The following is a 25,481-nucleotide window of genomic DNA, read 5'->3' as shown; positions in this document are numbered from 1 at the left end:
GGACATGTTCGACTGGATCGTTCGAGCGAGCCTGGGCAACCGCCTGCTCGTATTGGCGCTGGCGGCAATCCTGATGGTCTGCGGCGCCGTGACGGCCTGGCGTACGCCGGTCGATGTGTTCCCGGACCTGGACAAGCCGCTGGTCACCGTCATCACCGAAGCGGGTGGCATGGCGCCGCAGGAGGTGGAGCTGCTGGTGTCGTTCCCGATCGAAACGGCGCTCAACGGCATGCCCGGTGTGACGCGGGTGCGCTCGGTCTCCGGCGTTGGCCTGTCGATCGTCTATGCCGAGTTCGACTGGGGCAGCGACGTGTACCGGAACCGGCAACTCGTATCGGAGCGGCTTGCGCTGGTGCGCGAGCAATTGCCGGGCGGATTGACGCCGATCATGGGACCGGTCTCGTCGATCATGGGCGAGATCATGCTGATCGCGCTGCCGATCGATGCGGCGGCGGTCAGCCCGATGGCGGCGCGCGAGTACGCCGACTTCGTGTTGCGGCCGCGCCTGCTGTCGGTCCCCGGCGTGTCGCAGGTGATTCCGATCGGCGGCGAGGTACGGCAGCTGCGCGTCGAGCCGGACACCGCCAGGATGGCGCAGTTCGGGGTATCGCTTCGCCAGCTGACCGACGCCTTGCGCGACTTCGCCGCCAACAGCAGCGGCGGTTTCCTCGACTTGAATGGCCAGGAATACCTGATCCGCAATCTGGGCCGTACCACGCGCGTGGACGATGTGGCCGGCCTCGCGGTGGCCTACCGGGACGGTGCGCCGGTGCTGCTGCAGCAGGTTGCCACGGTTCGGTACGCGGCCGCGGTCAAGCGCGGCGACGCGGGTTTCAACGGCAAGCCCGCGGTGATCGTCAGCGTGCAGAAGCAACCGGCCGCCGACACCGTCAAGCTGACGCGCCAACTGGAGGCGGCGTTGTCCGAGCTCAGGCCCGGCATGCCGAAGGGGTTGGAGGCGCCGCGCGTGCTGTTCCGTCAGGCCGACTTTATCGAGGCATCGATCGGCAACGTGGTGGAGGCGCTGCGCGATGGCGCGATCATGGTCGCCATCGTGCTGTTCGCCTTTCTGTTGAGCGCACGCACGACCGCCATTTCGCTGATCGCGATTCCGCTGTCGCTGGCGGTGACCGCCCTGGCGTTCCATCTGCTGGACCAGTCGATCAATGTGATGACGCTGGGCGGACTGGCCATCGCCATCGGCGAACTGGTGGACGATGCGGTGGTCGATGTCGAGAACATCCTGCGCCGGCTTCGGCAGCGCGAGCGGGCGAACGATCCGCCTTCGGTGCTGGAGGTGATCTGGCGCGCCTCGGTGGAGGTGCGATCCGGCATCGTCTACGCGACGCTGATCGTGGTGCTGGTGTTCGTGCCGCTGTTCGCCTTGCCGGGCATCGAGGGCCGGCTGTTCGCGCCGCTGGGCGTCGCCTATATCGTGTCGATCCTGGCCTCGATGCTGGTGTCGATGACGGTCACGCCGGTGCTGTCGTATTACCTGCTGCCCGGCATCAAGCGGCTGGAGCGGCCGGACAGTCCGCTGGTGCGCTGGCTGAAGGCGCTGGACTCGCGCGTGCTCGAGTGGTCGTTGCCCCGCGCGCGCGCCGTGCTGGCGGCGGCCGGCATCGTCGCCCTGATCGCGGCGGCGTCGGTGCCGTGGATGCCGCGTGCGTTCCTGCCGCCGTTCAACGAGGGCTCGCTGGTGCTGTCGCTGATGTTCCAGCCGGGCACCTCGCTGGCCGAGGCGAACCGGATGGGAGCACTGGCCGAAGCGCTGATCCGGCAGGTGCCGGAGGTCGCGCAGGTGGGCCGTCGGACCGGGCGCGCCGAACTGGACGAGCATGCCGAGGGCGTGCACTCGTCCGAGATCGATGTCGACCTGAAGCCGTCCGCGCGGGGCCGCGAGCAGGTGATGGCGGCCATTCGGACGCAGCTCGCCTCGCTGCCGGCGTCGGTCGCGATCGGCCAGCCGATCTCGCACCGGCTGGACCATCTGCTGTCGGGCGTGCGCGCGCAGATCGCGCTGAAGATCCATGGTGACGACGTCGATACGCTGCGCGGCGTCGCGGAGTCGATTCGAGCCCGCCTGTCGCGGGTGCCCGGTCTGGTCGACATCACGGTCGAGCGGCAGGTATGGATTCCGCAGGTCAATGTCCGGCTCGACCATCGCAAGGCGGCCCAGTATGGGATCACGCCCGGCGACGCGCTCGCCGCGATGCAGACGCTGTCCGAGGGCACGCGCGTCGCCCAGCTGATCGATGGCGTCAGGCGCCACGATGTGGTCGTGCGCCTGCCCGATACCGGGCGCACGCCACAGGACCTGGCCCGCGTCATGCTGCAGTCGCCGCGCGGACCGATACCGCTTGCCGCCATCGCATCGGTGGAGCAGGGCGATGGTCCCAATCAGATCGGCCGCGAGAACGGCCGGCGGCGCATCGTCGTCTATGCGAACACCGACGGCACCGACATGGGCCGCGTGATCGAGGGCGTGCGGGGTGCCGTCACGGGCGCGAGCCTGCCCGGCGGGTACTTCGTCGGCATCGAGGGACAGTTCCAGGCGCAAGAGCAGGCAACCCGGCTGATCGCGCTGCTGGCCGCGATGTCGCTGGCGCTGATCTATCTGGTGCTGTATTCGCGTTACCGCTCGCACCGGCTGTCGCTGATCGTGATGGCCAATATCCCGTTCGCGCTGATCGGCAGCGTCGTCGCGATATGGGCGACCGGGCTCGCGCTATCGGTCGCCTCGATGGTCGGCTTCATCACGCTGACCGGCATCGCGAGCCGAAACGGCATCCTGAAGGTCAGCCACTACATCAATCTGTGCCGGCTCGAAGGCGAGCCGTTCGGCATGCCGATGATCGTCCGCGGCTCGCTGGAACGGCTGACGCCGGTGCTGATGACCGCGCTGGTCGCCGCGTTCGCGCTGACGCCGCTGCTGCTTGCGGCCGATGCGCCCGGCAAGGAGATCCTGCATCCGGTGGCGGTGGTGATTTTTGGTGGCCTGATCAGCTCGACGCTGCTCGACACGGTGTTGACGCCGCTGGCGGTCTGGTTGTTCGGGCGGGAACCGATCGAGCGTCTGGTTGCCCAGGCGGGTACGGAAGCGTTTTGACACGACACGACACGACACGACACGACACGACGGCGCGCGCGCCGTCGGTCATTCCTTTTCAGGAGAACGGCATGAACCCACGCATTGGGGCGGCACTGGCTGCCATCGGCATCTCGCTCGGCACGCTGCCGGGTGCCGTGATCGCCCACGACGCGACACCGGCCCAATATGGCGGCATCGTCCAGACCGCCAGCGACCTGCAGTTCGAGCTGGTGGAAAAGGACGGCAGGGTCAGCCTTCATGTCGACGATCACGGCCGCAAGAAGGCCGTGGCCGGGGCGAGCGGCAAGCTGACGGTGCTAAATGGCGCGCGCAAGAGCGAAACCGCGCTCCAGCCGGCGCGGGACAACGTGCTGGTGGCCGCCGACAAGGTCGTGCTGGCGCGCGGTGCCAAGGCCGTGGCGAAGGTCACCTTCGCCGACGGCAAGACCGTGACCGTGCGGTTCGTGGTCAAGTAGGCTGCAGCGGTCCCGGCAGAGGCGCGGGTCGGCGTGCTGTCGTGGATCAGTTGCGGCCGGCCATCACGCCGCCGTCGACGTCCCAGATTGCGCCGGTGACCCAGCCCGCCTTGTCCGACAGCAGGAAGGCGATCACCTCGGCGACATCCTGCGGCGTGCCGACGCGGCCGATCGGGTGGAAGCCGTTGAAGCCCTGCATCGCGCTGTGGACCTCGGCCTTCGGGATGAAACCTTCGTAGATCGGCGTCTGCACCACCGCGGGCGACACCGCATTGACGCGAATGCCGTTGGGCGCCAGCTCCATGGCCAGGTGCTGCGTCAGCGAGTGCAGGCCGGCCTTGGCCATCGAGTACGCCGACGACGGCGTGGCGGCGATGGCCTGCTTTGCCCACATCGAGCCGATATTGACGATGGCGCCGGGACGTTCAGCGGCAACCAGATTGGCCGCGACCTTCTGCGTGATGAAGAAGAACGCCTTGTTCAGCTTCATGTACTGGTCGTAGTCCGCTTCCCGATGTTCGAGGAAGGGCTTGGGGAAGAACACGCCGGCCGCATTGACCAGCAGATCGACATCGGCGTGCTGCTCGTCGATCGCCCGCAGCAGCGTGGCGAGGCCTTCATCGCTGCTCAGGTCCGCCGTCAGCGCCGACACGGGGCCGAGCGCCGCCAGTTCCTTGCGCGCGTCTTCGGTCTTCTCGGGCCGGTGGCCGACGATGACTGCGCTGCCGCCGCCGGCGAGGACCATGCGGGCCGTCTGCAGGCCGATGCCGCTGGTGCCGCCGACCACCAGCAGCTTGCTGCCGTTGAATTGCTTGTCCATTCTGGGATCTCCAAGAAAAGCTATCGAGCCGGCTGGCTCGCAGCCCGCGCGGGGGCGCCTGCCGGCGGCGCTGAACTGAAGCGAATTCTTGGCCGATTTAGCGCGACCGGCAAACGAGATAAAGTGTGCGGCATCGAAAGAAAAACTTTGCCGACATGAAGTCACTCGTTCATCTGAACGCGTTGCGCGCCTTCGAGGCCAGCGCCCGCCATCGCAGCTTCTCGGCCGCGGCGGACGAACTGCACGTCACGCCCGCCGCGGTGGGCCAACTGGTGCGCACGCTGGAGGAGTGGCTGGGAACGCCGCTGTTCCTGCGCGGCAGCAGCGGGCGCGCTCGCCTGATGCCCACCGATGCGGCCGAGCGGGCATTGCCGGACATCCGCGCGGGGCTGGACCGGCTGGCGTTGGGTCTGGAGCGGCTGAAGGAGGGCGCGATCAGCGGGGTGCTAACCGTGACCGTCAGCCCGGCCTTTGCCGCCAAGTGGCTGCTGCCACGGCTCGATCGCTTCCAGGCCGCCTGCCCGGACACCGATGTGCGGCTGGAGACCAGCCTGAAGCCGGTCGATTTCGTCGCGCAGCGCATCGATATCGGCGTGCGCTATGGTGGCGGCAGCTGGCCAGGACTGGTGGCCGACAAGCTGATGGATGAGGAGGTCTATCCGGTCTGTTCCCCTGAACTGCTGCGTCAGCGCCGGGCTCCGCGCGAGCCCCGCGATCTGGCGCGGCAGACGCTGATCCACGATCTGTCGATGGACGGCCACGCGGGATTTCCATCGTGGGACGTGTGGCTGCGCAAGGCAGGCGTGACCGACGTGCCAACCACGCGCGGCTTGAAGATCAACAACTCCGCCGCCGTGCTGCAGGCAGCGATCGACGGGCAGGGCGTGGCGCTGGCCCGCAGCGTGATGGCGCATGACGATGTCGCGGCCGGACGCCTGGTACGGCTGTTCCCGAAGACGACGTTTCCGTCGGCGCTGGCGTACTACGTCGTCTATCGCGCCGAATCCGCGAACCTGCCGCGGCTGGTGGCGTTCCGCGAGTGGTTGCAGCGCGAGGCAACGGCCCGGTCGAGGTGAGCATCGACCCGCCGCCGAGCAGGGGGTTCAACTGCCGAAGTAGTTCAGCCCCAACGCGCCCTTGACCTCGGCGAGCGTCGCGCCGGCGGTTTCCCGCGCGCGCATCGTGCCTTGCCGCAGGATCTCCAGCACGCCCGCGCGGTCGCGCTCGAACTCGCGGCGCCGCTCGCGGATCGGCGCGATCAGCGCCTGCAGGCGCTCGTCGAGCCGGCGCTTGACGACGCTGTCGCCAAGGCCGCCACGGCGATAGTGGGCCTTCATCTCGTCGATCGCAGCGGTATCCGGATCGAACGCATCGAGGAACATGAAGACGACGTTGCCCTCGACCTGGCCCGGATCGCTGACCCGCAGATGATTCGGGTCGGTGTACATCGCGTGGACCGCCTTGGAAATCTCGTCCGGCGTGGCACCGAGCGTGATGGCGTTGCCGAGCGACTTGCTCATCTTGGCCTTGCCGTCGATGCCGGGCAGCCGTGGCACCTGCGACAGCACCGCCCGGCATTCGACCAGCACCTCGCGTCCGACCGTCTGGTTGAAGCGGCGTACCAGCTCGTTGGTCTGCTCGATCATCGGCTGCTGGTCGTCCCCGACCGGCACGAGCGTCGCCTTGAACGCGGTGATATCGGCGGCCTGGCTCACCGGATAGGTCAGAAAGCCGGCAGGGATGTCGCGCTCGAAGCCGCGCAGCCGGATTTCTTCCTTGATGGTCGGATTGCGCTCGAGGCGGGAGACAGTCACCAGGTTCAGCAGGTATTGCGTCAGTTCGGCCAGCTCGGGCACCTGCGACTGGATCACGATGGTGGACTTGTCGGGATCGATGCCGACGGCGAGATAGTCGAGCGCGACCTCGACGACGTTCTCGGTGACCTTCTGGTGGCGGCCGACGTTGTCGGTCATCGCCTGCGTATCGGCGAGCAGCAGGAACTGCTTCGCTTCGTGCTGCAGCTGCACGCGCGAGCGCAGCGAGCCGATGTAGTGGCCGAGGTGAAGCGGACCGGTGGTGCGGTCGCCGGTCAGGATGACGGGCTGTGAGGTGGTGGTCATTCGATGGTGTTCCGGTTGCCGACACCACCAGCCACTGTGCGCAGAAACGAAAATGCCGCCAGCAGGCTGGCGGCATCGCGTTTTCGAGGTGCGTATGGAAACGGGCCGCCTGGGTCAGGCGCGCCACCAATATTGCCGGGAGGGCGTGTTGGGCATCGTATTGGGCTTCGTATCCATGGGGAGCGAGTATAGCGCAGGGGGAGGCGGATCAACCTGGGCTGCCCGATCCGCCCGCATGCCCCGGCGACGGCTGCCATGGCGGTTTCTACGGTGTTGCCGCGATCGATCGGCCTGCATATGCTCGCGGTATGCCATTTTCCGGCCGATCGCCAACCATGAGCTCGCATCAAGAACTGCCGATGACCCCGCCCGCATCGATCGACGTACCGCCCGGCGCCAACGGACCGACTTACACGCTGCGGCAACTGGTGCTGTATTTCCTGCGCCTTGGCACGCTGGGCTTCGGAGGACCGGTGGCGCTGGCCGGCTATATGCACCGCGACCTGGTCGAATCGCGGCAATGGATTGGCGAGGCCGACTACAAGGAAGGCCTTGCGCTCGCACAACTGGCGCCGGGCCCGCTGGCCGCGCAATTGGCCATCTATCTCGGCTTTGTGCATTACCGCATCGTTGGCGCGACGCTGATCGGCATCGCCTTCGTGCTGCCGTCGTTCCTGATGGTGGTGGCGCTGGGCTGGGCGTACGTGCGCTTCGGCGGGCTGACGTGGATGCAGTCCGTGTTCTACGGCGTCAGCGCTGCCGTGATCGGCATCATCGCCATCAGCGCGTACAAGCTCACCAGCAAGAGCGTCGGCAAGGACAAGCTGCTGTGGGCCGTCTACCTGGTGCTGGCGGCGGTGACGGTGATCACCGAGTCGGAGATGGCGTGGTTGTTCCTGGCCGCCGGCATTCTGGTCTGGTTCTGGCGGGCGCCGCCTCGATGGCTTCCCAACCGGCTGAACGCGGCAGCCGCGGCGCCGATTGCCGCCTCGGGCGGCTTGCTGAGCACCATCGACTGGCCGCTGCTGACGCAGATCGGGCTGTTCTTCGCGAAGGCCGGCGCCTTTGTGTTCGGCTCGGGGCTGGCCATCGTGCCGTTCCTGTATGGCGGCGTGGTCACCGAACACCAGTGGCTCAACGAGAGGCAGTTCGTCGACGCGGTGGCGGTGGCGATGATCACGCCGGGTCCCGTCGTCATCACGGTCGGCTTTATCGGCTATCTGATTGCCGGACTGCCCGGTGCGTGCGTGGCCGCGGTCGCCACCTTCCTGCCGTGCTACCTGTTCACCATCCTGCCGGCGCCGTACTTCAAGAAATACGGCAAGTTGCCCGGCATCCTCGCCTTCGTCGATGGGGTGACCGCGGCCGCGATCGGCGCGATTTCCGGCGCGGTGATCGTGCTGGCCAAGCGTTCGATCGTCGACGTGCCTACCGCCCTGGTGGCGCTGATTACGGTCGTCTTGCTGCTGAAGTTCAAAAGGTTGACGGAACCGGTGATCGTCTTTGGCGCCGCCGTGATCGGCCTGGTGGCCTATCCGCTGCTGCATCACTGAGCCGATAGACGGTTCCTGCCGGCTCTTCGGCGTAGCGCGCGCAAGCACGCTGCTGGTGCCGGTCGCCATACGCTCTGGCCGGCATTTTCGGGGAACATATACGGATTTGTTATACCATCGGGGCGGTCGCGTGCCGCGGCTGCTGCTTGTCTTTTCGTCCCCCGTTTTCCGTTCGAAGTCCCTGGCATGAAGTTCAAGGAAATCAGTGCGTTCCAGGCCGTGATGCGCTCCGGCTCGATGACCGCGGCAGCGGCCGAACTCTATACCTCCCAGCCCAATATCAGCCGCATGATTGCGCAGCTCGAGCACTCCACCGGGCTGACGCTGTTTGCGCGCAGTGCCGGCCGGCTGACGCCGACCGAGGAGGGACTGGCGTTCCTGCGCGAAGTCGAGCGCGCGTTCGTCGGTCTCGATGCGTTGAAGGACGCGGCCCGCAATATCCGCCAGTTCGGCAAGGGCCGGCTGCGCATTGCCGCGGTGCCATCGCTGGCGATGACGGTGCTGCCGCTGGTGCTGCAGCGTTTTCATGCCGAATTTCCCGACGTCAACGTCGCGATGGAGACCGGCAGCACGCAGCTGGTTGCCGACCGCGTCGGCAGCCGCTACTGCGACCTGGGCCTGGTGTCCTTCCTGCCGCCGGCCGCGGTGACCGAGTCCCAGCCGATCGCGCAGCTCGCCGGATGCTGCGTGGTGCCGCCAGGGCACCGGCTCGCCGAACGGGAAGTCATCACGCCCGCGGACCTGGCCGGCGAATCGTTCATCTCGATGAGCCACGGCGATGGCCTGCGCGCCGCCGTCGACGCCGCCTTTGCCGGCGATGACCAGCGCGTGATGCATTTCGAGACGCCCTATGGCGCCACCATCTGCAAGCTGGTGGGCCTCGGGCTCGGCGTGGGGATCGTCAACCCGCTCGTCGCGCGCGAGCATGCCGGCGAAGTGGTGGTTCGGCCGTTTCAGCCGCAGATTCCGTTCGTCAGCTATCTGCTGCTCGCTCGTAATCGGCCCGTCAACGTGCTGGTGGACCGGTTTACCGAGCGGATGATCGAGGTGATCGACGCCGAAATGGCATCGCTGCCGCCGGGCCTATCAGGTTATTGCATGGGAGCCTGACGGACTCGTATTTGCCGCTGCGGCGCACGCGCCGCATACTCGCTCGAACCGACACACCGGGTCCGATCCAATGCCGATCGGGCGATTTGACCGGTGGCATCACGATTCCTGCGAGACCCACATGAGATTCACCAGGGCCCAAGGCCCGCATCGTTCGCTGCGGAGGCGCGCCCGATGACGGCAGCCTCCACCTCCCGATATCCGTTGTTCGACGTTGCCGTGGTTGGCGGCGGCCTGGTCGGCTCGGCGCTGGCCTATGGGCTGCGCCAGCATGCCGGTTCGATCGTCGTGCTCGACGAGGGCGATATCGCGCTGCGGGCGTCCCGCGGCAATTTCGGCCTGGTCTGGCTGCAGAGCAAGGGCTATGGCATGGGCGCCTACAGCCGCTGGACCCTGAAGTCCACGCGGCTGTGGCCGACGCTGGCGGCCGACCTGCTGCAGGAGACCGGCATCGACGTCGCGCTCGAGCAGAAGGGCGGGCTGACGCCGCTGATGGGCGACTACGAGATCGAGGCGCGGCTGGCGTGGGTCAACACGCTGATGTCGCAGCCGGACGTCGAGCCTTATGAGTGGAAGCTGCTGGACCACCATCAGGCCGCGTCGCTGGTGCCGGGCCTCGGACGGGATGTCACCGGCGCCATCTGGACCCCGCACGACGGCATCGTCAATCCGCTGAAGCTGCTGCGCGCGTTCCATACCGCGTTCAGCACCAGCGGAGTGCAATACCTGCCGCACCACGGCGTGACCGGCATCGTGCAGCAAGCCGGCGGCGAATTCGTGCTGACCACCGCCAACGGGGTCGTGCGTGCTCGCAAGGTGGTGCTGGCCGGCGGGCTGCGCAATGGCGATCTGGGCCGCATGGTCGGCATCGATCTGCCGATGGCCCCGCAACGCGGCCAGATCCTGGTCCTCGAACGGACGCGCCGGCTGCTCGATACGCCGATGGTCACGCTGCGCCAGAACGACGAGGGCAGCTGGCTGGTCGGCGACTCGCAGGAAGACGCCGGCTACAACGACCACGTCACCACGCTGCCCGTGCTTGCCACACTGGCCGACCGCGCGGTGCGTACGCTGCCCGCGCTGCGCGACGTGCGCGCGGTGCGCGCCTGGTCCGCGCTGCGCGTGCGGGCCAAGGACGGTTTTCCGGTCTACGAGCAATCGGGCACGCATCCTGGCGCGTTCGTCGTGACCTGCCACAGTGGCGTGACGCTGGCGGCAACGCATGCGCTGCATCTGGCCCCGATGATCGCCGCCGGCGAACTGCCGCCCGAGCTGGCCACTTTCTCGACCCGGAGGTTTCATGTTCCGAAGAATTGACGCGGCCGTCTCGCAAGCGGCGGACCGCAAGGTGCGGGTCACGGTCGATGGTGCCTCGCTGGAATGCCGCGAGGGCGACAGCGTCGCCGCGGCGCTGTTTGCCGCCGGCGTGCTCGCCTGCCGGGACACCGCGGTGTCCGGCGCCGCGCGCGGACCGTTCTGCATGATGGGCGTCTGCTACGACTGCCTGGTGCGCATCGACGGCCGGCCCAACCAGCAGGCCTGCATGACGCCGGTGCGCGAGGGCATGACGGTGGAGCGCCAGCTTGGCGCGCGTGAGGTGGCCGCATGAGCGTGGACATCATGACCTGCGACCTGCTCGTGGTCGGCGCCGGCCCCGCGGGCCTGGCCGCCGCGACCCGTGCCGCCGGGCTCGGCCTGTCGACGGTGCTGATCGACGAGCAGCCGGCTCCGGGCGGGCAGATCTATCGCGCCATCGGCAATACGCCGGTGCGCGATCGCGCGATTCTCGGCGAAGACTACTGGCATGGCGAAAGCCTGCTTGAACCGTTCGCCAATAGCGGGGCGCGGCATCTGTCCGGCGCCACCGTGTGGTCGATCAATGCCCACGAGGGGCAGGCCGCGGCTGGCGCCGAAGGGCAGGGCGAGGGCCCGCGTGCTGGCTTCGAGGTCGCCTATTCGATCGCCCGGCCCGGCCAGGACCCGCAGGCCGCGCTGCTGCATTGCCGCCATATCGTGCTGGCCACCGGCGCGCAGGAACGGCCATTCCCGATTCCTGGCTGGACGTTGCCGGGCGTCATCACCGCCGGCGCGGCGCAAATTCTGCTGAAGACCTCGGGCGTCGTCCCGGAGGGGCGCACGGTGCTGGTCGGCGGCGGTCCGCTGCTCTATCTGCTGGCCTGGCAATACCTGAATGCGGGCGTCAAGCTCGAAGCCATTCTCGAAACCACCGACGCCGGCCAATGGCGCAAGGCGCTGCCGCATGCCTGGGGTTTCCTGCGTTCGCCTTATCTCGGCAAGGGGCTGAAGCTGCTGCGCAAGGTCCGCAAGGCGGTGCCGATCGTCAACGGCGTGACGGCGCTCGAAGCGATGGCAGGCGCCGACGGCAAGGTCGCCCAATTGCGCTACCGGGCCGGAGGGCAAGACCGCACGATCGCGGTCGACCAGGTGCTGCTGCACCAGGGCGTCGTGCCCAATACCAACCTGTCGCGCGCGGCCGGTGCCGAGCACGCATGGAACGAGCGGCAGGACTGCTGGGAACCCGTGGTGGACGCCTGGGGCGCGACCTCGGTGCCGCACCTGACCATTGCCGGCGATGGCGCCGGCATCGCCGGCGCGGTGGCCGCGGAGCATCGCGGCCGGATTGCGGCGCTGCATGCCGCCGCGGACCTCGGCCGGATCGGCATCGCCACGCGCGACAGGGAGGCCGCGACGCATCTTGCGGCGCTCGCCAGGGCGACGCGCGGGCGCGAGTTCTTCGAGATCCTGTATCGCCCGCTGGCCCAGTTCCGGCGCCCGGTCGGCGACACGATCGTCTGCCGCTGCGAGGAGGCCACCGCGGAGCAGGTGCGCCATGCCGCGCGCATCGGCTGCCAGGGTCCCAACCAGCTGAAGGCGTTCCTGCGCTGCGGCATGGGTCCTTGCCAGGGGCGTTTCTGCGGGCTGACCGTCACCGAGCTGATCGCCGACGAGCAGCAGCGCCATCCGCGCGACGTGGGCTACTACCGGCTGCGTTTTCCGACCAAGCCGGTGACGCTCGGCGAGATCGCGACGCTGCCGCAGACGCAGGCATCGCGCGAGGCCGTGGTGCGCTTCAAGAAATGAAGCGGCGCATGGCGAGGCAGCACACCGGCCCGCACGGCGGGCCGGTCTGAATACAGCAACACCACAATAAGCGAGCAAGGCCGGATCGCCCCGTGGCATGCCGAGTCTTGCCGATTGCACCAGCACAGCGACGAAACCTGAGAGCACTCCCCAAACTATCTATCGAGGTTCAACCATGGCGTTTTCCAAGATTGTCCCGGCTCTCGCCCTCGCATTGGCCGCCACCCATGGCATCGCGCAGGACTTGCCCGCGGGCCCCATCCGGATGCTGGTCGGCTTTGCACCCGGCGGCGGCAACGATGTGATTGCCCGCCTGGTTTCGACGCAGTTTCAGTTGAATACCAAGACCACCGTCGTGGTCGAAAACAAGCCCGGTGGCGGCAGCACGATCGCGACCGCCGAGATGACGCGCGGCAAGCCCGATGGCTCGGTGCTGCTGCTCGGTTCGGTGGGCGGGCAGGCGATTGCGCCGTCGATCTACAGCAAGCTGCCTTACGATCCGGTCAAGGGCGTGCAGCCGGTTTCGCTGGTCGCCAAGTCCGCCAACGCGCTGGTGGTCAACAACGATCTGCCGGTCAAGACCGTGCAGGAGCTGGTCGCCTATGCAAAGGCCAACCCGGGCAAGCTGAACGTGACGTCGCCGGGCAACGGCACCATCTCGCACCTGTCGGCCGAGCTGTTCAAGAGCATGGCCGGCGTCTCGATCACGCATGTGCCTTACCGCGGCGATGCGCCGGCGATGCAGGACGTGATGGCGGGCCAGGCGCAGATGACGTTTGCCAGCCTGCCGTCGGCGAAGGCCGGCGCGGATTCCGGCAAGGTCCGCATTCTGGCGGTCACCAGCACCAAGCGCGTCGAGACGATGCCGAACGTACCGACGATCGCCGAGTCCGGCGTGCCGGGCTATGAGGTCGTGTCGTGGTACGGCGTGTTCACCACCGGCGGCACGCCGATGCCGACGGTCAACCGCCTTGCACAGGAAATCGCCGCGGTGATCGCCCAGCCGTCCATCCGCGACGCGATCGCCAAGCAGGGCATGGAGCCGAGCGCGCTCGGTCCGGTCGAGTTCACGCAGCTGGTCAATCGCGACACGCAGAAGTGGGCCAAGGTCGTGAAGACCGTCGGCATCAAGCTGGACTGAATGGCCTGCGGTCCGCTGGCCGGCGGACCTGCCGCCGCCGCGAGGCTGTGCGGCGCGACGCCGAACCTGGTGCCGGTCCGGTAGCGCGTGGCGATGTATTCCTCCCCGGAATACATCGCCGAAAAATCTTCACGCCGGACTTCGCGCGCTACTCCATACTCGCTGCATCATCGAACGCAGCGATCGTGGAGGAGCACCGTGAAAATTGCATGCGCATGGATCTTGATGGCGGGCGCGCTGGGCATGTCGATGCCGTCGGCACAGGCGGCCTGGCCCGAGAAGCCGATCAAGCTGATCGTACCGACCGCGGCCGGCGGCGCCCCCGACATCGTTGCCCGCCTGTTCGGCGACGCGCTGTCCAAGCGGCTGGGCCAGGCCATCGTCGTCGAAAACCGGCCCGGCGCCGGCGGCAACATCGGCATGCAGGCATTGCTGCAGGCGCCCGCCGACGGCTACACCATCGCCTACGGCAACAACGCCACGCTGGCGACCAACCGGTTCCTCTATAGCAAGCTGCCGTACGATCCGGACAAGCTCGTGCCCATCGTCGGGCTCGTGACGACGTTCAATATCCTCGCGGTCAACAATGCGCTGCCGGTCAGGTCCGTGCGCGAGCTGATCGCCTATGCGCAGGCCAATCCCGGCAAGCTGTCGATGGGGTCCGCCGGCAATGGCACGACCAGCCATCTGGGCGGAGAGTTGTTCAAGACCCTGGCCCATCTCAATATCGAACACGTGCCATACAAGGGCAGCACGCCGGCGCTGCAGGACCTGGTCGGCAATAACGTGCACCTGATGTTCGACAACGTGCCGTCGATCGGGCCCTATGTCAGCAGCAACAAGGTGCGGGCGCTCGCCGTGACATCGACCAGGCGCTCACCGCATTTCCCGCAGGTGCCGACGATGGACGAAGCCGGCATCAAGGGCTACGAATTGACCGCATGGGCCGGCCTGGTCGGTGCGCCCGGCATGCCGGCCGAGGTGGTCGACCGGCTCAATCGCGAGGTCAATGCGGTGATCCGCGACCCCGGTTTCCGTGCGCAGCTGGACCGGCTCTCGTTCGAACCGCTGGGCGGATCGCCGCGCGACTTCCAGGCGCTGGTGACATCTGAGACCGTGAAGTTCGGCGAGCTGGTGCGCAAGAGCGGCGCCAAGGTCGATTGAGGGCGAACGGCATGCCATCTCATTTCGATCTGATCATCCGCAACGGCGACCTGATCGACGGCAGCGGCGCGCCCCGACGCTGCGCCGACGTGGCGGTGCGCGACGGCGTCATCGCCGCGATCGGCGTCGCACCCGACGCCACCGCCGACGAGGTCGTCGATGCCGCCGGCATGGTCGTCGCGCCCGGATTCATCGACACCCATACGCACGACGACTGGATGGTCTTCCAGTCGCCGCAGATGCTGCCCAAGGTGACGCAGGGCGTCACCACGATCATCGCGGGCAACTGCGGCATCAGCCTGTTTCCGCTGGTCACCGACACGATTCCGCCCGCGCCGCTCGACATCATGCGCGGCGGCTTCGTCTTCGAGTCGGTGAGGGACTACCGCGAGGCGTTCGCCGCGCGGCCCGCCGCCGTCAACGTATCGGTGCTGGTCGGCCAATCGACGCTGCGCGCGCGGCGTGTGGGAGAGCTGGGACGCCCCGCGCGCGACGATGAGATCGAACACATGCGGCGCGACGTGGAGCAAGCCCTGCTGGAGGGCGCGATCGGCGTTTCCACCGGCACCTTCTATCCGCCGTCGGCGGCGGCGCCCGAGCAGGAGATCCTGCGGATGTGCGAGCCGATGCGGCGGCTGGGCGGCGTGCTGGTCTCGCATATGCGCGACGAAAGCGACAAGGTGGCCGAGGCGATCGACGAGACGGCTCGCCTGGGCCGCGCGCTCGAGGTGCCGACCGTGATCTCGCACCACAAGCTGGTCGGCAAGCGCAATCATGGCCGCAGCCGCGAGACGCTGGCGCAGGTGCGGGAACTGGCGCAGAACATGCCGCTCTGCATGGACTGCTATCCGTACGCAGCGTCGTCGACCATGTTGCGCCCGGAACGGGTGGACCAGTGCGACCGCATCCTGATTACATGGTCTGCCTCGCATCCCGAGGCGGCGGGCCGATATCTGGAGGATCTGGCGCGGGAGTGGCAGCGTTCGCGGCGGGAGGTGGCCGAGGCCTTGCTGCCCGGCGGCGCGGTGTACTTCATCATGGACGAAGGCGATGTGCGGGACATCCTGCGCTACCCCGACACGATGATCGGCTCCGACGGCATTCCGTCCGACGAAACGCCGCATCCCCGGCTGTGGGGTACCTTCCCGCGCGTGCTGGGGCTGTACTCGCGAGATCTCGGCCTGTTTCCGCTCGAGCGCGCCGTTCACAAGATGACCGGTCTGCCCGCACAGCGCTTCGGACTGCAGGGAAGGGGCCACCTCGCCGTCGGCAAGGTCGCCGACATCGCCGTGTTCGATCCGGCAACCGTCCGCGACTGCGCGACCTTCGATGCGCCGACGCAGCCGTCGGTCGGCATCCGCGACGTGTTCGTCTCGGGCCAGGCGACGCTGCGCGATGGCGTGCCCACCGCCAACCGGCCCGGACGCTTCGTGACGTCGACCCTGGTCAGGTCGGGCGCGCCGGCGTGAGCCGATGTCGCGGGCGGTGCGCGTCAGCCTTGGCCGTCTGCAGCAGCCAGTCGAGAAAGGTGACGAGGGTAGGGTTGGCGCGCTTCTCGTCGAGGCAGACGAAGTAGTACGACTTCGGCGACAGATAGCTGGTGTCCGACAGCCGGATCAGGCGGCCGGCCCGCAGGTCGTCGCCGGCCACGAATTCCGGCAGCAGCGCAATGCCCATGCCGCTGACCGCGGCCTGCAGGCCCATGGTCAGCAGCCCGTAGCGCGGACCGTCTCCCGGCCTGGCCACCTTGGCGCCGATCTGTGCGAGATAGGCCGGCCATGCGTCCAGCGCGGTATGTTGATGGAGCAGCGGCAACTGCCGCAGGGCCTGCGAGAGCGAGCCACCGCGCGGCAGCCGGTCCGGCGCGCACACCGGGAACAGCTCCAGCGGCATGACCTCGACGCCGAAATGGCCGGGCGGGGGTCCGCCGCAGTACATGATGGCGGCGTCCAGGCCGCTGTGGGGCAGGTCGACAGGCCCGACCTTGGTGGTGATATTCAGCTGGATCTGCGGATGCTGCTTGGCAAACTGGAGCATGCGCGGCAGCAGCCAGATGTTGCCCAGCGAGACCGGCACCGACAGGTCGAGCCGCCCGCCGGAGCCGCGGCCGGTGAGCACTTCGAGCGTGGCTTCCTCGAGCAGGTTCAGTACCTGCGTGACGCGCTTGAGGTATTCCGTGCCGGTCGCGGTCGCGACGACGCCACCCTTGCGCCGGTCGAGCAGCCGCACGCCGAGGAAGTTTTCCAGCTCCGTCAGCTGCTTGCTGACCGCACTCTGCGTCAGGCACAGCTCGTCGGCGGCCTCGGTCACGCTTCCCTTGCGCACGGTCGCTTCGAGAGCGACCAGATTGGCAAGGGCAGGCAGGTTCCGGCTGGTGGTGCTTTTCATCGCGACATCCTCGGGGCGGGCGGCAGCTTTCGGTGCCATGGCGGAAAACCGGGGCTGCGCCATTGTCGTTCATGTATTCCGTGAAGGAAACCAACACGATGTCCGATCGTTCTGCGGATGAAAGGGCCACCACCGCTGATCCGGCGGCCACCAGCGAGATGGCCCCGGCATCCGATATCTTCGAATTGCCGATCGCGGAACTGGCGCGCCGCATGGACGCCGGCACGCTGACCGCCGAGCAGCTGGTGGCGGGCCAACTGGCGCGCATCGAGGCGTTCGATCGCGCGGGCCCGTCGATCAATGCGATCAGCCACCTGCACCCCGACGCGCTGCGCGAGGCGACTCGGCTGGACCGTGAACGACGCCGGTATGGTGCCAGGAGTCCGCTGCATGGCATCCCGATGGTGGTCAAGGACAATATCGACACCGCGGGATTGCCAACCACGGCCGGCTGCGCGGCACTGTACGACGCGCAGCCCGCGGCCGACGCGCCGGTGGTCGCACGGTTGCTTGCCGCCGGTGCGATCGTGCTCGGCAAGGCCAATATGTCGGAGCTTGCCGCCTCCAATGGACGCTTCGGCTACAGCTCGGCGAGCGGCCTGACCTTGAATCCATACCGGCTGTCCCGCAACGCCAGCGGCTCCAGCAGCGGCACGGGCGCCGCAGTGGCGGCCGGCTTTGCGGTGTTCGGACTCGGCACCGATTCGTTCGGGTCGGTACGCGGACCGGCCTGTGTGCATGCGCTGGTCGGGGTTCGTCCGACCCATGGCCTGCTGGAGGCGGCCGGCGTGCTGCCGCTGGCGCAGTCCTTCGATACGGTAGGACCGCTGGCCCGCAGCGTCGACGACGCGGCCCTGGTGCTGGGGGCGCTGGCCCCACAGGCCGGATTTGGCCACACGGACGACCGGCTTGCCGGCCGGCGGCTCGGTATCGTGATGGATTTCAACGGCGCCAACGACGAGATCGACGCGCTGTTTTCGCGAGCATGCGCGGACCTGGTGACAGCGGGTGCGTCCATCGTGCCGGTCGCGCTGCCGGCCGATGCGCGGCAGCTGTACGAGCGTGTGCTGGGCGATATCGCGCGAAGCGAATGGGCAGGGCAGCTCGACCGCTATCTGGCCGCGCTGCCGTCGTCATGCCCGCGCGATACGGCGGCGCTGCTGGCGCGGATCGATGCACTGGAGGGCGATGCGCAAGGTGGCGATGCGCAAGGTGGCGATGCGTCGATGGCCGGCGCGCGAATCGCCGATGCGTCGCGACGCTCACCGAACCCGGTGACGATCGCCGCGCTGCGCCATGCCCTGGCAACGCGCAACGAACCGCCTCGCCTCGGCCTGTCCGCCGCGCGCGCATTCGGCGCTGCGCTCGCCGGCCTGATGCAGTCCAGTGGCTGTGCCGCGCTGGTGTTTCCCACGCTCGCGTGTCCGGCGTCGCCGCGCTTCGATCGCAACGATCCGACCTACCGCTGCCGCGTCTCCAATCCGCTGGCGGCGATGCACATGGCCAGCGCGGCCGGCTTTCCCGAGATCAGCGTGCCAATGGGCTGGACCGAGGCCGGCGTTCCGGCCGGGCTGTCGCTGCTGGGCCGTGCCGGCGACGACCGCCTGCTGCTCGGCATCGCCCGCGATTACGAGGCGGCGACGCGGCATCGCCGGCCGCCGGGCTTGGGGTAGCGCTCCACACGGGCCCGGAAGCGCCCGAAAAACGACGAGATCGGCAAAGCGCATTGGCGGCATGCCTTTACCCGAATCGATTCCACTGGACCGCGAGGACCGGCCGCAGGACGTACAGGTATTTCTTGTGGCGTACGGTGTCTCCCTGCAAAATCGCCCCCAATCGCGAGTTGGGGCTGACTGGCCGCGTTATGATCTTGAAAAAATTAGATGGCCATTTACGATCAGACCAATACGCCGATGCGCCGCCGTTTCAGCCCAACCCGTATTGCGGAAATTCTGTTTGGCGGATTGGCCAAGGGGACCCTGGCCGTTATGGCAATTGGCCTTGTGGTACTGGCGGTTCTCTCTGGTGACGTCACAGGCCTCACCGGCTTGCCGGACACGCGGCGACATTGGGCGATCTTCGCTGGCATCGTCGCCATCGTGGCGGCAGGAGCGGTGATCTACTACCACAGCATGCGGTAATTCGTGGTCGCCCATGGAGTTATCGTCATTACCCACCCAACATTGAGGTTGCCGACGTTCGTGCCGTGGTGGGAGCAGTCTTAACGGCGAGACACTATCACGCTTGCGCGGCTGCCGGCACCACCGCCGGCCGCGGACCGCGCGCCAGCATCGCCATCGCCGCCGCAACCAGGCACATCGCGCCCGCGGCATACAGGGCCGGCGTATAGGTCAGCAGCAGCGTCCGCGTCATGCCGGCCCCATATGCGGCAACGGCCGCGCCCACCTGGTGGGCGGCAAACACCCAGCCAAACACCATCGCCGCACGCTCCTTGCCGAACGCGCTGCCCGCCAGCTTGACGGTGGGCGGCACCGTCGCGATCCAGTCCAGGCCGTAGAACATCGCGAACACGGACAGGCCAACCAGCGTGAAGGTGGAGTGGGGCAGCCAGAACAGCGACAGCCCGCGCAGCGCGTAATACCAGAACAGCAGCTTGCGGTTGTCATAGCGGTCCGACAGCCATCCGGACAGGATCGTGCCGACGAAGTCGAAGGCGCCCATCATGGCGAGCGCGGACGCGGCGGGCACCGGCGCCATGCCAAAGTCGCCGCACAGCGCGATGAAATGCGTCTGGATCAGGCCATTGGTGCTCAGGCCGCAGATGAAGAACGTTCCGGCCAGCACCCAGAACGTGCGATCGCGGATCGCTTCCCGCAATACCAGGAACGGGCCGGACCAACGCATTGGTGCGGCGGGCGCTGCCGCGACCGAGGTGCTGGGCGCCTCGCCGAACGGCAACAGGCCGACGTCGGAAGGACGATTGCGCATCAGCGCGGCGACCAGCAGCGCCAGCAGCGCGCACGCGAGCAATACCGGCAATACCGCGGTGCGCCAGCTGACATGTTCGATCAGCCAGGCGGCCAACGGAAGGAAGGCGAGCTGGCCGGTTGCCGCGCTCGCAGTCAGAATGCCAATCACGAGGCCTCGCCGCTGGCTGAACCAGCGATTGGCAATGACGGCGCCCAGCACCAGCGCCGTCATGCCGGAGCCGGCGCCGAGCATCAGGCCCCATGCGATGAACAGCTGCCACAGCGTGGTGGCCACCATGCCGAATCCCATGCCGCCGGCGATCAAGGCCAGGGCCGTAAATACGATGCGGCGCACGCCATAGCGGTCGATCAGCATGGCCGCGAAGGGCGCCATCAGCCCGAACAGCGCAAAGCGAATGGCCAGTACGGTCGAAATCCTGTCGGTGTTCCAGCCGTGTTCGTTCGACAGCGGCACCAGCAATGCCCCCGGCAGTCCGAGCGCCGCCGCGGTGGTCAGCATGACGAGGAAGGCCAGCGCTGCAACGATCCAGGCGTAGTGGATGCCGCGCCGTTCGAGGCGGCGCGCAAGCAGTTCAGCAAACATGTTCGAGGTCGGGGAAAGGAGGGTGGATTCGACGGTGGATACGCGCTGCTCGGACAAAACAGGCAAAAAGGGGCCCGCGTTCCCGACAATGGGGAACGAAACGACATGGCAAATCGAATGAGGCCACACGCGCGACAGCGAGCGGCGACCGGTCAGTCTTCGGGTGCCGCCGGGCGCGAGGTTCGCTTCTTGCCTCGGGTCGTGGTCTTGGCGGTGTCAGCGGCGTTGCGGGAGGGCGGTCGGTTTTCCCCGGCGACCGGCCGGGTCAGCGCGGCGAGCGTCGCGGAAAGAATCTGCTCGGACAGCGGCGCGCCGTGCGTGGCGCGGGCCAGCATCACGGCGCCCATCATCATCGCCATCTCGGCCAGCGCCCTGTCACGCCGCGCGTCGTTGGGGCCCGGCAGCGTGCGCTCCCACTGCGCGATCAGGCCTTCGAGGCCCTCGATATAGGACTGGCGCACCGGCTTGTCCGCGTTTTCGCGCGCGACGTCGGCCGCAAGCGCCACGCCGGCGCATCCCGCCCCAGGCGCATCGCGATGCCGCTCCGACAGATAGGGCACGATCACCGCGGCGCGCGCCGCATCGGCGTCCCCGGGATGGGCGTCGATGCGTTGCCGCCATCGCTCCAGCGCCTCGGCAAACGCGCGATCGCAAGCCGTGGCCGCCAGCGCGTCCTTGGACGGGAAATGGCTGTAGAAACCGCCATGGGTCAAGCCGGCGGCACCCATCACATCGGCCACGCTGATGCCCGTCAGACCGCGCTCGCGGAACAGGCGCGACGACGCCTGCTCGATCGCTTCACGGTTCTGGCCGGCTTTTTCGCGGGAGGATCGCGGCATGATGCTTCTCTATGCTGAGTCAATGGACAGCATATTAGATGATGGGTGTCATGTATTCAAGGGGCTGCATCGGGACGATCGGTCTGCATGCATGAAGCGCGTGCGGGGCAGGGACGTAACGGTTTGACTTGATTGTCTTTATTGGCGAGCCAGGTCACACGACGTCGCCAGCAGCATCTGCGGCCGCTGGCGCAACGGTTCTCCGTCCAATGGAGCCGCGACAGTGCCGATCCGTTGCGCCCCGCAGGCGAGATAGAACGGTTCGGCATACGGCTCCGCATCGATGGTCAGGTGCTTGACGCCGTGACCGGCAGCCAACGCCGCCGCATGCCGCAGCAGGGCTCGCCCAACACCACGCCGCATGTAATCCGGTGCGACCCAAAGATGCTCGAGCGCCCATGTCACGGCGTCCGTCGGCAACACCGAATGGAATCCGGCGATCGATCCGTCGATTTCCGCAACGTAGGTCAACGATTGAGCGACATAGGAACCTGTGATGGTCAGGTCCTCGCGCCATGCTTGAAGTTGGGCCTGGGTATATGGCCAATGCGCCTTGGCTTTGTTGGCGATCTCAGTCAGCAAGGGCGCCTCGCATTCGAGGCCGCGTCGGATCTTCATTGGTGGTGCTTCGTGCAAAACCGTATTTTCCAACATCAGGTCCTGGCGGCCGAGCGCCTCGTTCAGCGTCGGCACCCCGGGCAGGTTCGGCAACCGATGCGTTTGTGCCAGGGTCGCGGCGATCGCTGACCGGCGCTCAGCGTCGTAGGTGTCGAGCGGCCGGTATCCGCCTTGCCGCGGTCGACCATTGCGCGCTTCCAGGCGAGGTTGTGTGCATCGTGGATGCCCAGCGATGCGCCTGCCGCTGCGCCACCAACCAAAGCCAGCACGACAAGACAGACGGCGCAGTCGGCTGGACCCGCGCGAGAAGTGAAAACTACCGAATTCTGATTTTGCTTAATTCGGTTTTTTCAGAACTCAGTCTTTCCTTAATTGAGATTTACCTTAAATCTAATATTAATTTTTCGTCTGCTCTTTAAATATGTCTAAATCTGAAAACAATGTTACTTGGTGGTCTTTTTGCAATCTCCGTGTTAAAAATTCCCATGTTCTAATTTTGGAGCAGAGGCAATGAATGGACGGAGCGGCAATTTGTGTCCACCGATTTATGTCATTCCCGGACAAGGCGATAATCCCGTTGGCGCATTGCTCCCTCTGTACCAAAGCGGCCAACTCGCGCGTGCATCGATAGACGAGACGCTCGATGTCATCGAGACAGCGCTAAGCGAACATCATGACGGCTTCGACCCCAAGCTCGTCCGCAAAGTGCTGCTGGGCGTCGCGCCCATCGATGCAATTCCCGTTGGTGTGCCGCAGATGTCGGCATTCGCGACGGCTGTGTGCGTGCACCGGGTACTCGAACGCCAGGGCTGGTGCCCGTTCGCGATCATCGGGCAGAGTCTTGGCGAAATCGCGTCGCTTGTCTGCTCGGGAGTTTGGAGCATCCCCGACGGCGCTCATGCGGTCCTCGCTATGAATTCGGCGTTTCGACCATTCGAGGGGCGAGGCGGAATGGTGGCGATGATAGCGTCCGAAGCCGATACGCTGATGCTGCTCGACACTCTCAGCGATAGCGAACTTGTGCTGGCCTGTGTGAACGCGCCGCGGCGAACCATCGTCAGCGGCCCCGATGCCGCGCTTGCCGAACTGGCGGCCCTGGCGCGCCGTCATAGCATCGGGTCTCAAAAACTTCCGGTCCCGTATCCCGCTCATCACCCGGCATTGCAAGCCGCCGCGGACGAATTCCATGATGCGATCGCGAAATTGCCGCGGCGGGATTTCCAGGTTCCGGTCTATTCCGCGGTCTCGCGTCGGCGCTACACGAATTCGGACAATCTGCCGCGGCTTCTGGCCGATTGCTTCACCAAGCCATACCACATGCCGGCGGCGCTGGAACACGCTGGTATCGGACACGATGCGATTTACGTCGACCTCGGCATGACCGGAATCATGAGTCGCTGCATTCGCGCGATATTGCCATCGGCTAATGTTTTGGTGCCAACTCGCGCCAATCCACTGTCCCCATTTGAAAGGGATATTTCCAATGTATAGCTTTCTCCAACGGAAAATGAGGTGAGAAATCATGGTCACACCTGAAATGTTCAAACGAGCCCACATTGACGATATCGAGGAGGTCGAGGCTGCGCCCGGCATCTTCGTCAAGATGCTGCACCACACCGACGAGGGTGTGATGGTTCGCCAGATTCGATTCGCTCCGGGCGCAGTCCTCCCCATGGAAGACACTCATGACCTTGGCCTGGAAATGGTCTACGTGCTCGAGGGCACGTTCGCCGATGATGCGGGACGCTATCCCGCAGGTTCGCTCCTGTATGGCAAGAAGGGCTCTTCGCACATTCCGGCGAGCCCCGAAGGATGCACGGTTTTCTCCATCAACTTCGTTGACTGACCGACAGGAGGGGGCATGAGCGCCGACAACATCATCGAGTTCTTGCGCTGGTACGCGGGCGAACGACTCAACTCTCGCCTCATTGACGAACACCGACGGCCACCCGTCTCACTGCCAGCCGACCTGGCTTCGGGAGGGCTGCTCGGCCTAAGGATCGGCGCGGAGCACGGCGGCCAGAGCCTCTCCGCGCGCGACACCGCCCGTGTCCTGGAGCAGCTCGGCGCAATCGACGGCAATGTGTCGCTGCTGACGACCGTGCACAACGCGGTGGGAGTCGACCCCATCCTCGCTTTCGCGAACCAGGACACCAAGGACAAGGTGCTTCCCGTTTTAGCTTCCACGGGGGCGCTGGCGGGCGTGGCGGCGACCGAGCCGGAGGTCGGCACGAACTTCCAGGCGATGACGTCGCGGGCCGTGCGCGATGGTTCCGGTTACGTCATCAACGGCACCAAGTCAATGATTTCGCTGGGCGGCTGGGCCAAGTACATCAACCTCACGGTGCGCCTTGACGACAGCCTGACGACGTTCCTCGTGCCGACCCAGACGCCGGGGTGGGTGCCCGTTTCCGAAGCCCTCACGGTCGGAATGCGGGCCGTGCCGCAGCATCACATCGAGATGCGCGACATGCGGCTCGACGCCGATGCTGTGCTCGGCGGGGTCGGCAATGGCGCAGCTGTTGCGACGCACGCTTTCCAGACTGGCCGCTGGATGCTCGCTGCTGGAATCGTCGGCACGATGAAGCGGTGCCTCCAGCTGGCCACCCGCTACGTCTCGCGTCGTACTGTGGCGACCGGGCCGCTGTTGACCAATGGCCGGATTGAAGAAATTCTGAGTGGTTGCGTCGCTTCCGTTGACGCTGTTGATGCGGTAACACGCTTGATCTATGACCGCCTTGACGAGGGGCGCGTCGTTGATTCCACGTACTACACGGTATGCAAGATCGTCAGCGGCGAGCGGTCGTGGAGCGTGATCGACACTTGCGTGCAGCTCATGGGGTGGCGCGGATTCCTTGACTCGAACCCCGTCACGCAGAACTTCAGGGATTACCGAGTTCTTAGGGTCTTCGAAGGTTCCACGGATGGAATCGCCGGCTACCTTGGACGTTCAGTGCTGAAGAACCCAGGAAAGCTGCACACCCTCTTGACGGAGGACTTTCCGGATGCAGATTGTCTTGCACCCCTCTGGTCAGCTCTTGACGAAGCGTCTGCATCATTCCGGTCACTTTCCCCGCAGCGTCAGCACCGTCTCGCCGACCGTACAGCCCATGCTGTGGCGTGGGCCGTGACCGCAGCAGCGCTCCAGAAGGAGGGCGGCGAAACTCGCGCGCACACTGTCGAGTGGGCCACGCGCAGCCTCTCGGGTGCATTGCAAGCCATGCGGCGATCGCACCACGAGGAAGCGAGCGTACTCGCGTCCGCGAAGCTCTCGGAGTACATCGATTCGTACGAGGATCAGATCGGAGACATCGAGCAGGCGTACGGTGGCGAGGTACACACGCTCGATCCGCTGCTGCGGCGCACCTTGTAGGCGTCTTCGTGGCATCGCTTTTGGACTGGGAGCTCGATATCTGGTGGTGACTCGATGTCGGCTCGCCAAATACGCCGGGCTACCTTCAACGCGTACGCGAAGAAACGGAAATCCGGAAGATCGCAGCGTCTTTTACAAGCCTTTCTCATTAT

Annotated in this window: 22 protein-coding genes and 1 pseudogene; 16 read left to right on the top strand and 7 right to left on the bottom strand. The window is 66.5% G+C overall.

From position 1 onward, the window contains the following. Positions 1–4 precede the first annotated feature (4 nt). Entirely contained in the window at positions 5–3,109 is a 3,105-nt protein-coding gene (locus tag M1D55_RS17495; RefSeq protein WP_456281413.1) for an efflux RND transporter permease subunit, read from the top strand. A 71-nt stretch (positions 3,110–3,180) separates the two neighbouring features. Continuing rightward, complete coding sequence (locus tag M1D55_RS17490) at positions 3,181–3,567, top strand: hypothetical protein (RefSeq protein WP_456281412.1); 387 nt, start codon at positions 3,181–3,183, stop codon at positions 3,565–3,567. Positions 3,568–3,613: 46 nt separating this feature from the next. Here M1D55_RS17490 and M1D55_RS17485 read toward each other — a convergent pair whose 3' ends face one another. Then, entirely contained in the window at positions 3,614–4,387 is a 774-nt protein-coding gene (locus tag M1D55_RS17485) for an SDR family NAD(P)-dependent oxidoreductase (RefSeq protein WP_006577494.1), read from the bottom strand. A gap of 155 nt (positions 4,388–4,542) precedes the next feature. Here M1D55_RS17485 and gcvA point away from each other — a divergent pair, with 155 nt between their 5' ends. After that, positions 4,543–5,463: a transcriptional regulator GcvA gene (gene gcvA / locus M1D55_RS17480; RefSeq protein ID WP_456281411.1), complete on the top strand. Its 921-nt coding sequence runs from the start codon at positions 4,543–4,545 to the stop codon at positions 5,461–5,463. Positions 5,464–5,490: 27 nt separating this feature from the next. Here the strand turns inward: gcvA and trpS are convergent, their stop codons facing one another. Beyond that, positions 5,491–6,507 carry a tryptophan--tRNA ligase gene (trpS, locus tag M1D55_RS17475; RefSeq protein WP_456281410.1) on the bottom strand — a complete coding sequence of 339 codons (1,017 nt, stop codon included), beginning with the start codon at positions 6,505–6,507 and terminating at the stop codon, positions 5,491–5,493. A gap of 359 nt (positions 6,508–6,866) precedes the next feature. Here trpS and M1D55_RS17470 point away from each other — a divergent pair, with 359 nt between their 5' ends. The 8 genes from M1D55_RS17470 to M1D55_RS17435 all read left to right on the top strand — a co-directional run bounded on the left by M1D55_RS17470 (position 6,867) and on the right by M1D55_RS17435 (position 16,046). Beyond that, a complete protein-coding gene (locus M1D55_RS17470; protein ID WP_231906288.1) occupies positions 6,867–8,060 on the top strand; it encodes a chromate transporter in 1,194 nt (397 codons plus the stop codon). Between the two features lie 186 nt (positions 8,061–8,246). After that, positions 8,247–9,170: a LysR substrate-binding domain-containing protein gene (locus M1D55_RS17465; protein ID WP_064573602.1), complete on the top strand. Its 924-nt coding sequence runs from the start codon at positions 8,247–8,249 to the stop codon at positions 9,168–9,170. Positions 9,171–9,344: 174 nt separating this feature from the next. Continuing rightward, positions 9,345–10,487, top strand: a complete 1,143-nt coding sequence (locus M1D55_RS17460) for an NAD(P)/FAD-dependent oxidoreductase (RefSeq protein ID WP_456281409.1) — start codon at positions 9,345–9,347, stop codon at positions 10,485–10,487. Next, positions 10,471–10,779, top strand: coding sequence for a (2Fe-2S)-binding protein (locus tag M1D55_RS17455; protein WP_456281408.1), 309 nt, complete (start codon positions 10,471–10,473; stop codon positions 10,777–10,779). The genes M1D55_RS17460 and M1D55_RS17455 overlap by 17 nt, the downstream gene beginning before the upstream one ends. Beyond that, on the top strand, positions 10,776–12,272 hold the full coding sequence (locus M1D55_RS17450) for an FAD/NAD(P)-dependent oxidoreductase (RefSeq protein WP_456281407.1): 1,497 nt from the start codon (positions 10,776–10,778) through the stop codon (positions 12,270–12,272). The genes M1D55_RS17455 and M1D55_RS17450 overlap by 4 nt, the downstream gene beginning before the upstream one ends. A gap of 175 nt (positions 12,273–12,447) precedes the next feature. Continuing rightward, complete coding sequence (locus M1D55_RS17445; protein ID WP_023263865.1) at positions 12,448–13,413, top strand: Bug family tripartite tricarboxylate transporter substrate binding protein; 966 nt, start codon at positions 12,448–12,450, stop codon at positions 13,411–13,413. Positions 13,414–13,611: 198 nt separating this feature from the next. Next, a complete protein-coding gene (locus M1D55_RS17440; RefSeq protein WP_456281406.1) occupies positions 13,612–14,577 on the top strand; it encodes a Bug family tripartite tricarboxylate transporter substrate binding protein in 966 nt (321 codons plus the stop codon). A gap of 11 nt (positions 14,578–14,588) precedes the next feature. Continuing rightward, a complete protein-coding gene (locus M1D55_RS17435; protein ID WP_456281405.1) occupies positions 14,589–16,046 on the top strand; it encodes an N-acyl-D-amino-acid deacylase family protein in 1,458 nt (485 codons plus the stop codon). Here the strand turns inward: M1D55_RS17435 and M1D55_RS17430 are convergent. After that, positions 16,024–16,965, bottom strand: a complete 942-nt coding sequence (locus M1D55_RS17430; RefSeq protein WP_456281404.1) for a LysR substrate-binding domain-containing protein — start codon at positions 16,963–16,965, stop codon at positions 16,024–16,026. The genes M1D55_RS17435 and M1D55_RS17430 overlap by 23 nt on opposite strands. 98 nt (positions 16,966–17,063) lie before the next feature. Here M1D55_RS17430 and M1D55_RS17425 point away from each other — a divergent pair, with 98 nt between their 5' ends. After that, positions 17,064–18,638 carry an amidase gene (locus M1D55_RS17425; RefSeq protein ID WP_456281403.1) on the top strand — a complete coding sequence of 525 codons (1,575 nt, stop codon included), beginning with the start codon at positions 17,064–17,066 and terminating at the stop codon, positions 18,636–18,638. A 33-nt stretch (positions 18,639–18,671) separates the two neighbouring features. Here M1D55_RS17425 and M1D55_RS17420 read toward each other — a convergent pair. After that, a pseudogene (locus M1D55_RS17420) lies at positions 18,672–18,789 on the bottom strand (DNA polymerase beta superfamily protein); the annotation flags it as partial. Between the two features lie 59 nt (positions 18,790–18,848). On the opposite strand from M1D55_RS17420, the gene M1D55_RS17415 reads away from it, so the two are divergent. Then, complete coding sequence (locus tag M1D55_RS17415; RefSeq protein WP_456281402.1) at positions 18,849–19,106, top strand: hypothetical protein; 258 nt, start codon at positions 18,849–18,851, stop codon at positions 19,104–19,106. A gap of 97 nt (positions 19,107–19,203) precedes the next feature. On the opposite strand, the gene M1D55_RS17410 is transcribed toward M1D55_RS17415, so the two are convergent. The 3 genes from M1D55_RS17410 to M1D55_RS17400 all read right to left on the bottom strand — a co-directional run bounded on the left by M1D55_RS17410 (position 19,204) and on the right by M1D55_RS17400 (position 22,049). After that, complete coding sequence (locus tag M1D55_RS17410) at positions 19,204–20,499, bottom strand: MFS transporter (protein WP_456281401.1); 1,296 nt, start codon at positions 20,497–20,499, stop codon at positions 19,204–19,206. 152 nt (positions 20,500–20,651) lie between these two features. Continuing rightward, positions 20,652–21,338 carry a TetR/AcrR family transcriptional regulator gene (locus M1D55_RS17405; protein ID WP_456281400.1) on the bottom strand — a complete coding sequence of 229 codons (687 nt, stop codon included), beginning with the start codon at positions 21,336–21,338 and terminating at the stop codon, positions 20,652–20,654. Positions 21,339–21,476: 138 nt separating this feature from the next. Next, entirely contained in the window at positions 21,477–22,049 is a 573-nt protein-coding gene (locus M1D55_RS17400; protein WP_456281399.1) for a GNAT family N-acetyltransferase, read from the bottom strand. 417 nt (positions 22,050–22,466) lie between these two features. On the opposite strand from M1D55_RS17400, the gene M1D55_RS17395 reads away from it, so the two are divergent. Genes M1D55_RS17395 through M1D55_RS17385 form a run of 3 tightly spaced genes read left to right on the top strand, consistent with a single transcriptional unit; the run spans position 22,467 to position 25,329 of the window. After that, on the top strand, positions 22,467–23,447 hold the full coding sequence (locus M1D55_RS17395; RefSeq protein ID WP_082928298.1) for an ACP S-malonyltransferase: 981 nt from the start codon (positions 22,467–22,469) through the stop codon (positions 23,445–23,447). A 31-nt stretch (positions 23,448–23,478) separates the two neighbouring features. Then, a complete protein-coding gene (locus M1D55_RS17390) occupies positions 23,479–23,802 on the top strand; it encodes a cupin domain-containing protein (protein ID WP_082928297.1) in 324 nt (107 codons plus the stop codon). A 15-nt stretch (positions 23,803–23,817) separates the two neighbouring features. Continuing rightward, a complete protein-coding gene (locus M1D55_RS17385) occupies positions 23,818–25,329 on the top strand; it encodes an acyl-CoA dehydrogenase family protein (protein ID WP_082928296.1) in 1,512 nt (503 codons plus the stop codon). Positions 25,330–25,481 lie beyond the last annotated feature (152 nt).

It is taken from the genome of Cupriavidus sp. JZ107 (assembly GCF_053903255.1).
The sequence above is the reverse complement of the archived record's forward strand: the minus strand, read 5'-3'. Positions and strand labels throughout refer to the sequence as shown.

Excerpts from the sequence above, each read along its gene's own strand:
- M1D55_RS17495 (WP_456281413.1), top strand. The coding sequence starts at position 5 with ATGTTCGACTGGATCGTTCGAGCGAGCCTGGGCAACCGCCTGCTCGTA.
- M1D55_RS17490 (WP_456281412.1), top strand. The coding sequence starts at position 3,181 with ATGAACCCACGCATTGGGGCGGCACTGGCTGCCATCGGCATCTCGCTC.
- M1D55_RS17485 (WP_006577494.1), bottom strand. The coding sequence starts at position 4,387 with ATGGACAAGCAATTCAACGGCAGCAAGCTGCTGGTGGTCGGCGGCACC.
- gcvA (WP_456281411.1), top strand. The coding sequence starts at position 4,543 with ATGAAGTCACTCGTTCATCTGAACGCGTTGCGCGCCTTCGAGGCCAGC.
- trpS (WP_456281410.1), bottom strand. The coding sequence starts at position 6,507 with ATGACCACCACCTCACAGCCCGTCATCCTGACCGGCGACCGCACCACC.
- M1D55_RS17470 (WP_231906288.1), top strand. The coding sequence starts at position 6,867 with ATGACCCCGCCCGCATCGATCGACGTACCGCCCGGCGCCAACGGACCG.
- M1D55_RS17465 (WP_064573602.1), top strand. The coding sequence starts at position 8,247 with ATGAAGTTCAAGGAAATCAGTGCGTTCCAGGCCGTGATGCGCTCCGGC.
- M1D55_RS17460 (WP_456281409.1), top strand. The coding sequence starts at position 9,345 with ATGACGGCAGCCTCCACCTCCCGATATCCGTTGTTCGACGTTGCCGTG.
- M1D55_RS17455 (WP_456281408.1), top strand. The coding sequence starts at position 10,471 with ATGTTCCGAAGAATTGACGCGGCCGTCTCGCAAGCGGCGGACCGCAAG.
- M1D55_RS17450 (WP_456281407.1), top strand. The coding sequence starts at position 10,776 with ATGAGCGTGGACATCATGACCTGCGACCTGCTCGTGGTCGGCGCCGGC.
- M1D55_RS17445 (WP_023263865.1), top strand. The coding sequence starts at position 12,448 with ATGGCGTTTTCCAAGATTGTCCCGGCTCTCGCCCTCGCATTGGCCGCC.
- M1D55_RS17435 (WP_456281405.1), top strand. The coding sequence starts at position 14,589 with ATGCCATCTCATTTCGATCTGATCATCCGCAACGGCGACCTGATCGAC.
- M1D55_RS17430 (WP_456281404.1), bottom strand. The coding sequence starts at position 16,965 with ATGAAAAGCACCACCAGCCGGAACCTGCCTGCCCTTGCCAATCTGGTC.
- M1D55_RS17425 (WP_456281403.1), top strand. The coding sequence starts at position 17,064 with ATGTCCGATCGTTCTGCGGATGAAAGGGCCACCACCGCTGATCCGGCG.
- M1D55_RS17415 (WP_456281402.1), top strand. The coding sequence starts at position 18,849 with ATGGCCATTTACGATCAGACCAATACGCCGATGCGCCGCCGTTTCAGC.
- M1D55_RS17410 (WP_456281401.1), bottom strand. The coding sequence starts at position 20,499 with ATGTTTGCTGAACTGCTTGCGCGCCGCCTCGAACGGCGCGGCATCCAC.
- M1D55_RS17405 (WP_456281400.1), bottom strand. The coding sequence starts at position 21,338 with ATGCCGCGATCCTCCCGCGAAAAAGCCGGCCAGAACCGTGAAGCGATC.
- M1D55_RS17395 (WP_082928298.1), top strand. The coding sequence starts at position 22,467 with ATGAATGGACGGAGCGGCAATTTGTGTCCACCGATTTATGTCATTCCC.
- M1D55_RS17390 (WP_082928297.1), top strand. The coding sequence starts at position 23,479 with ATGGTCACACCTGAAATGTTCAAACGAGCCCACATTGACGATATCGAG.
- M1D55_RS17385 (WP_082928296.1), top strand. The coding sequence starts at position 23,818 with ATGAGCGCCGACAACATCATCGAGTTCTTGCGCTGGTACGCGGGCGAA.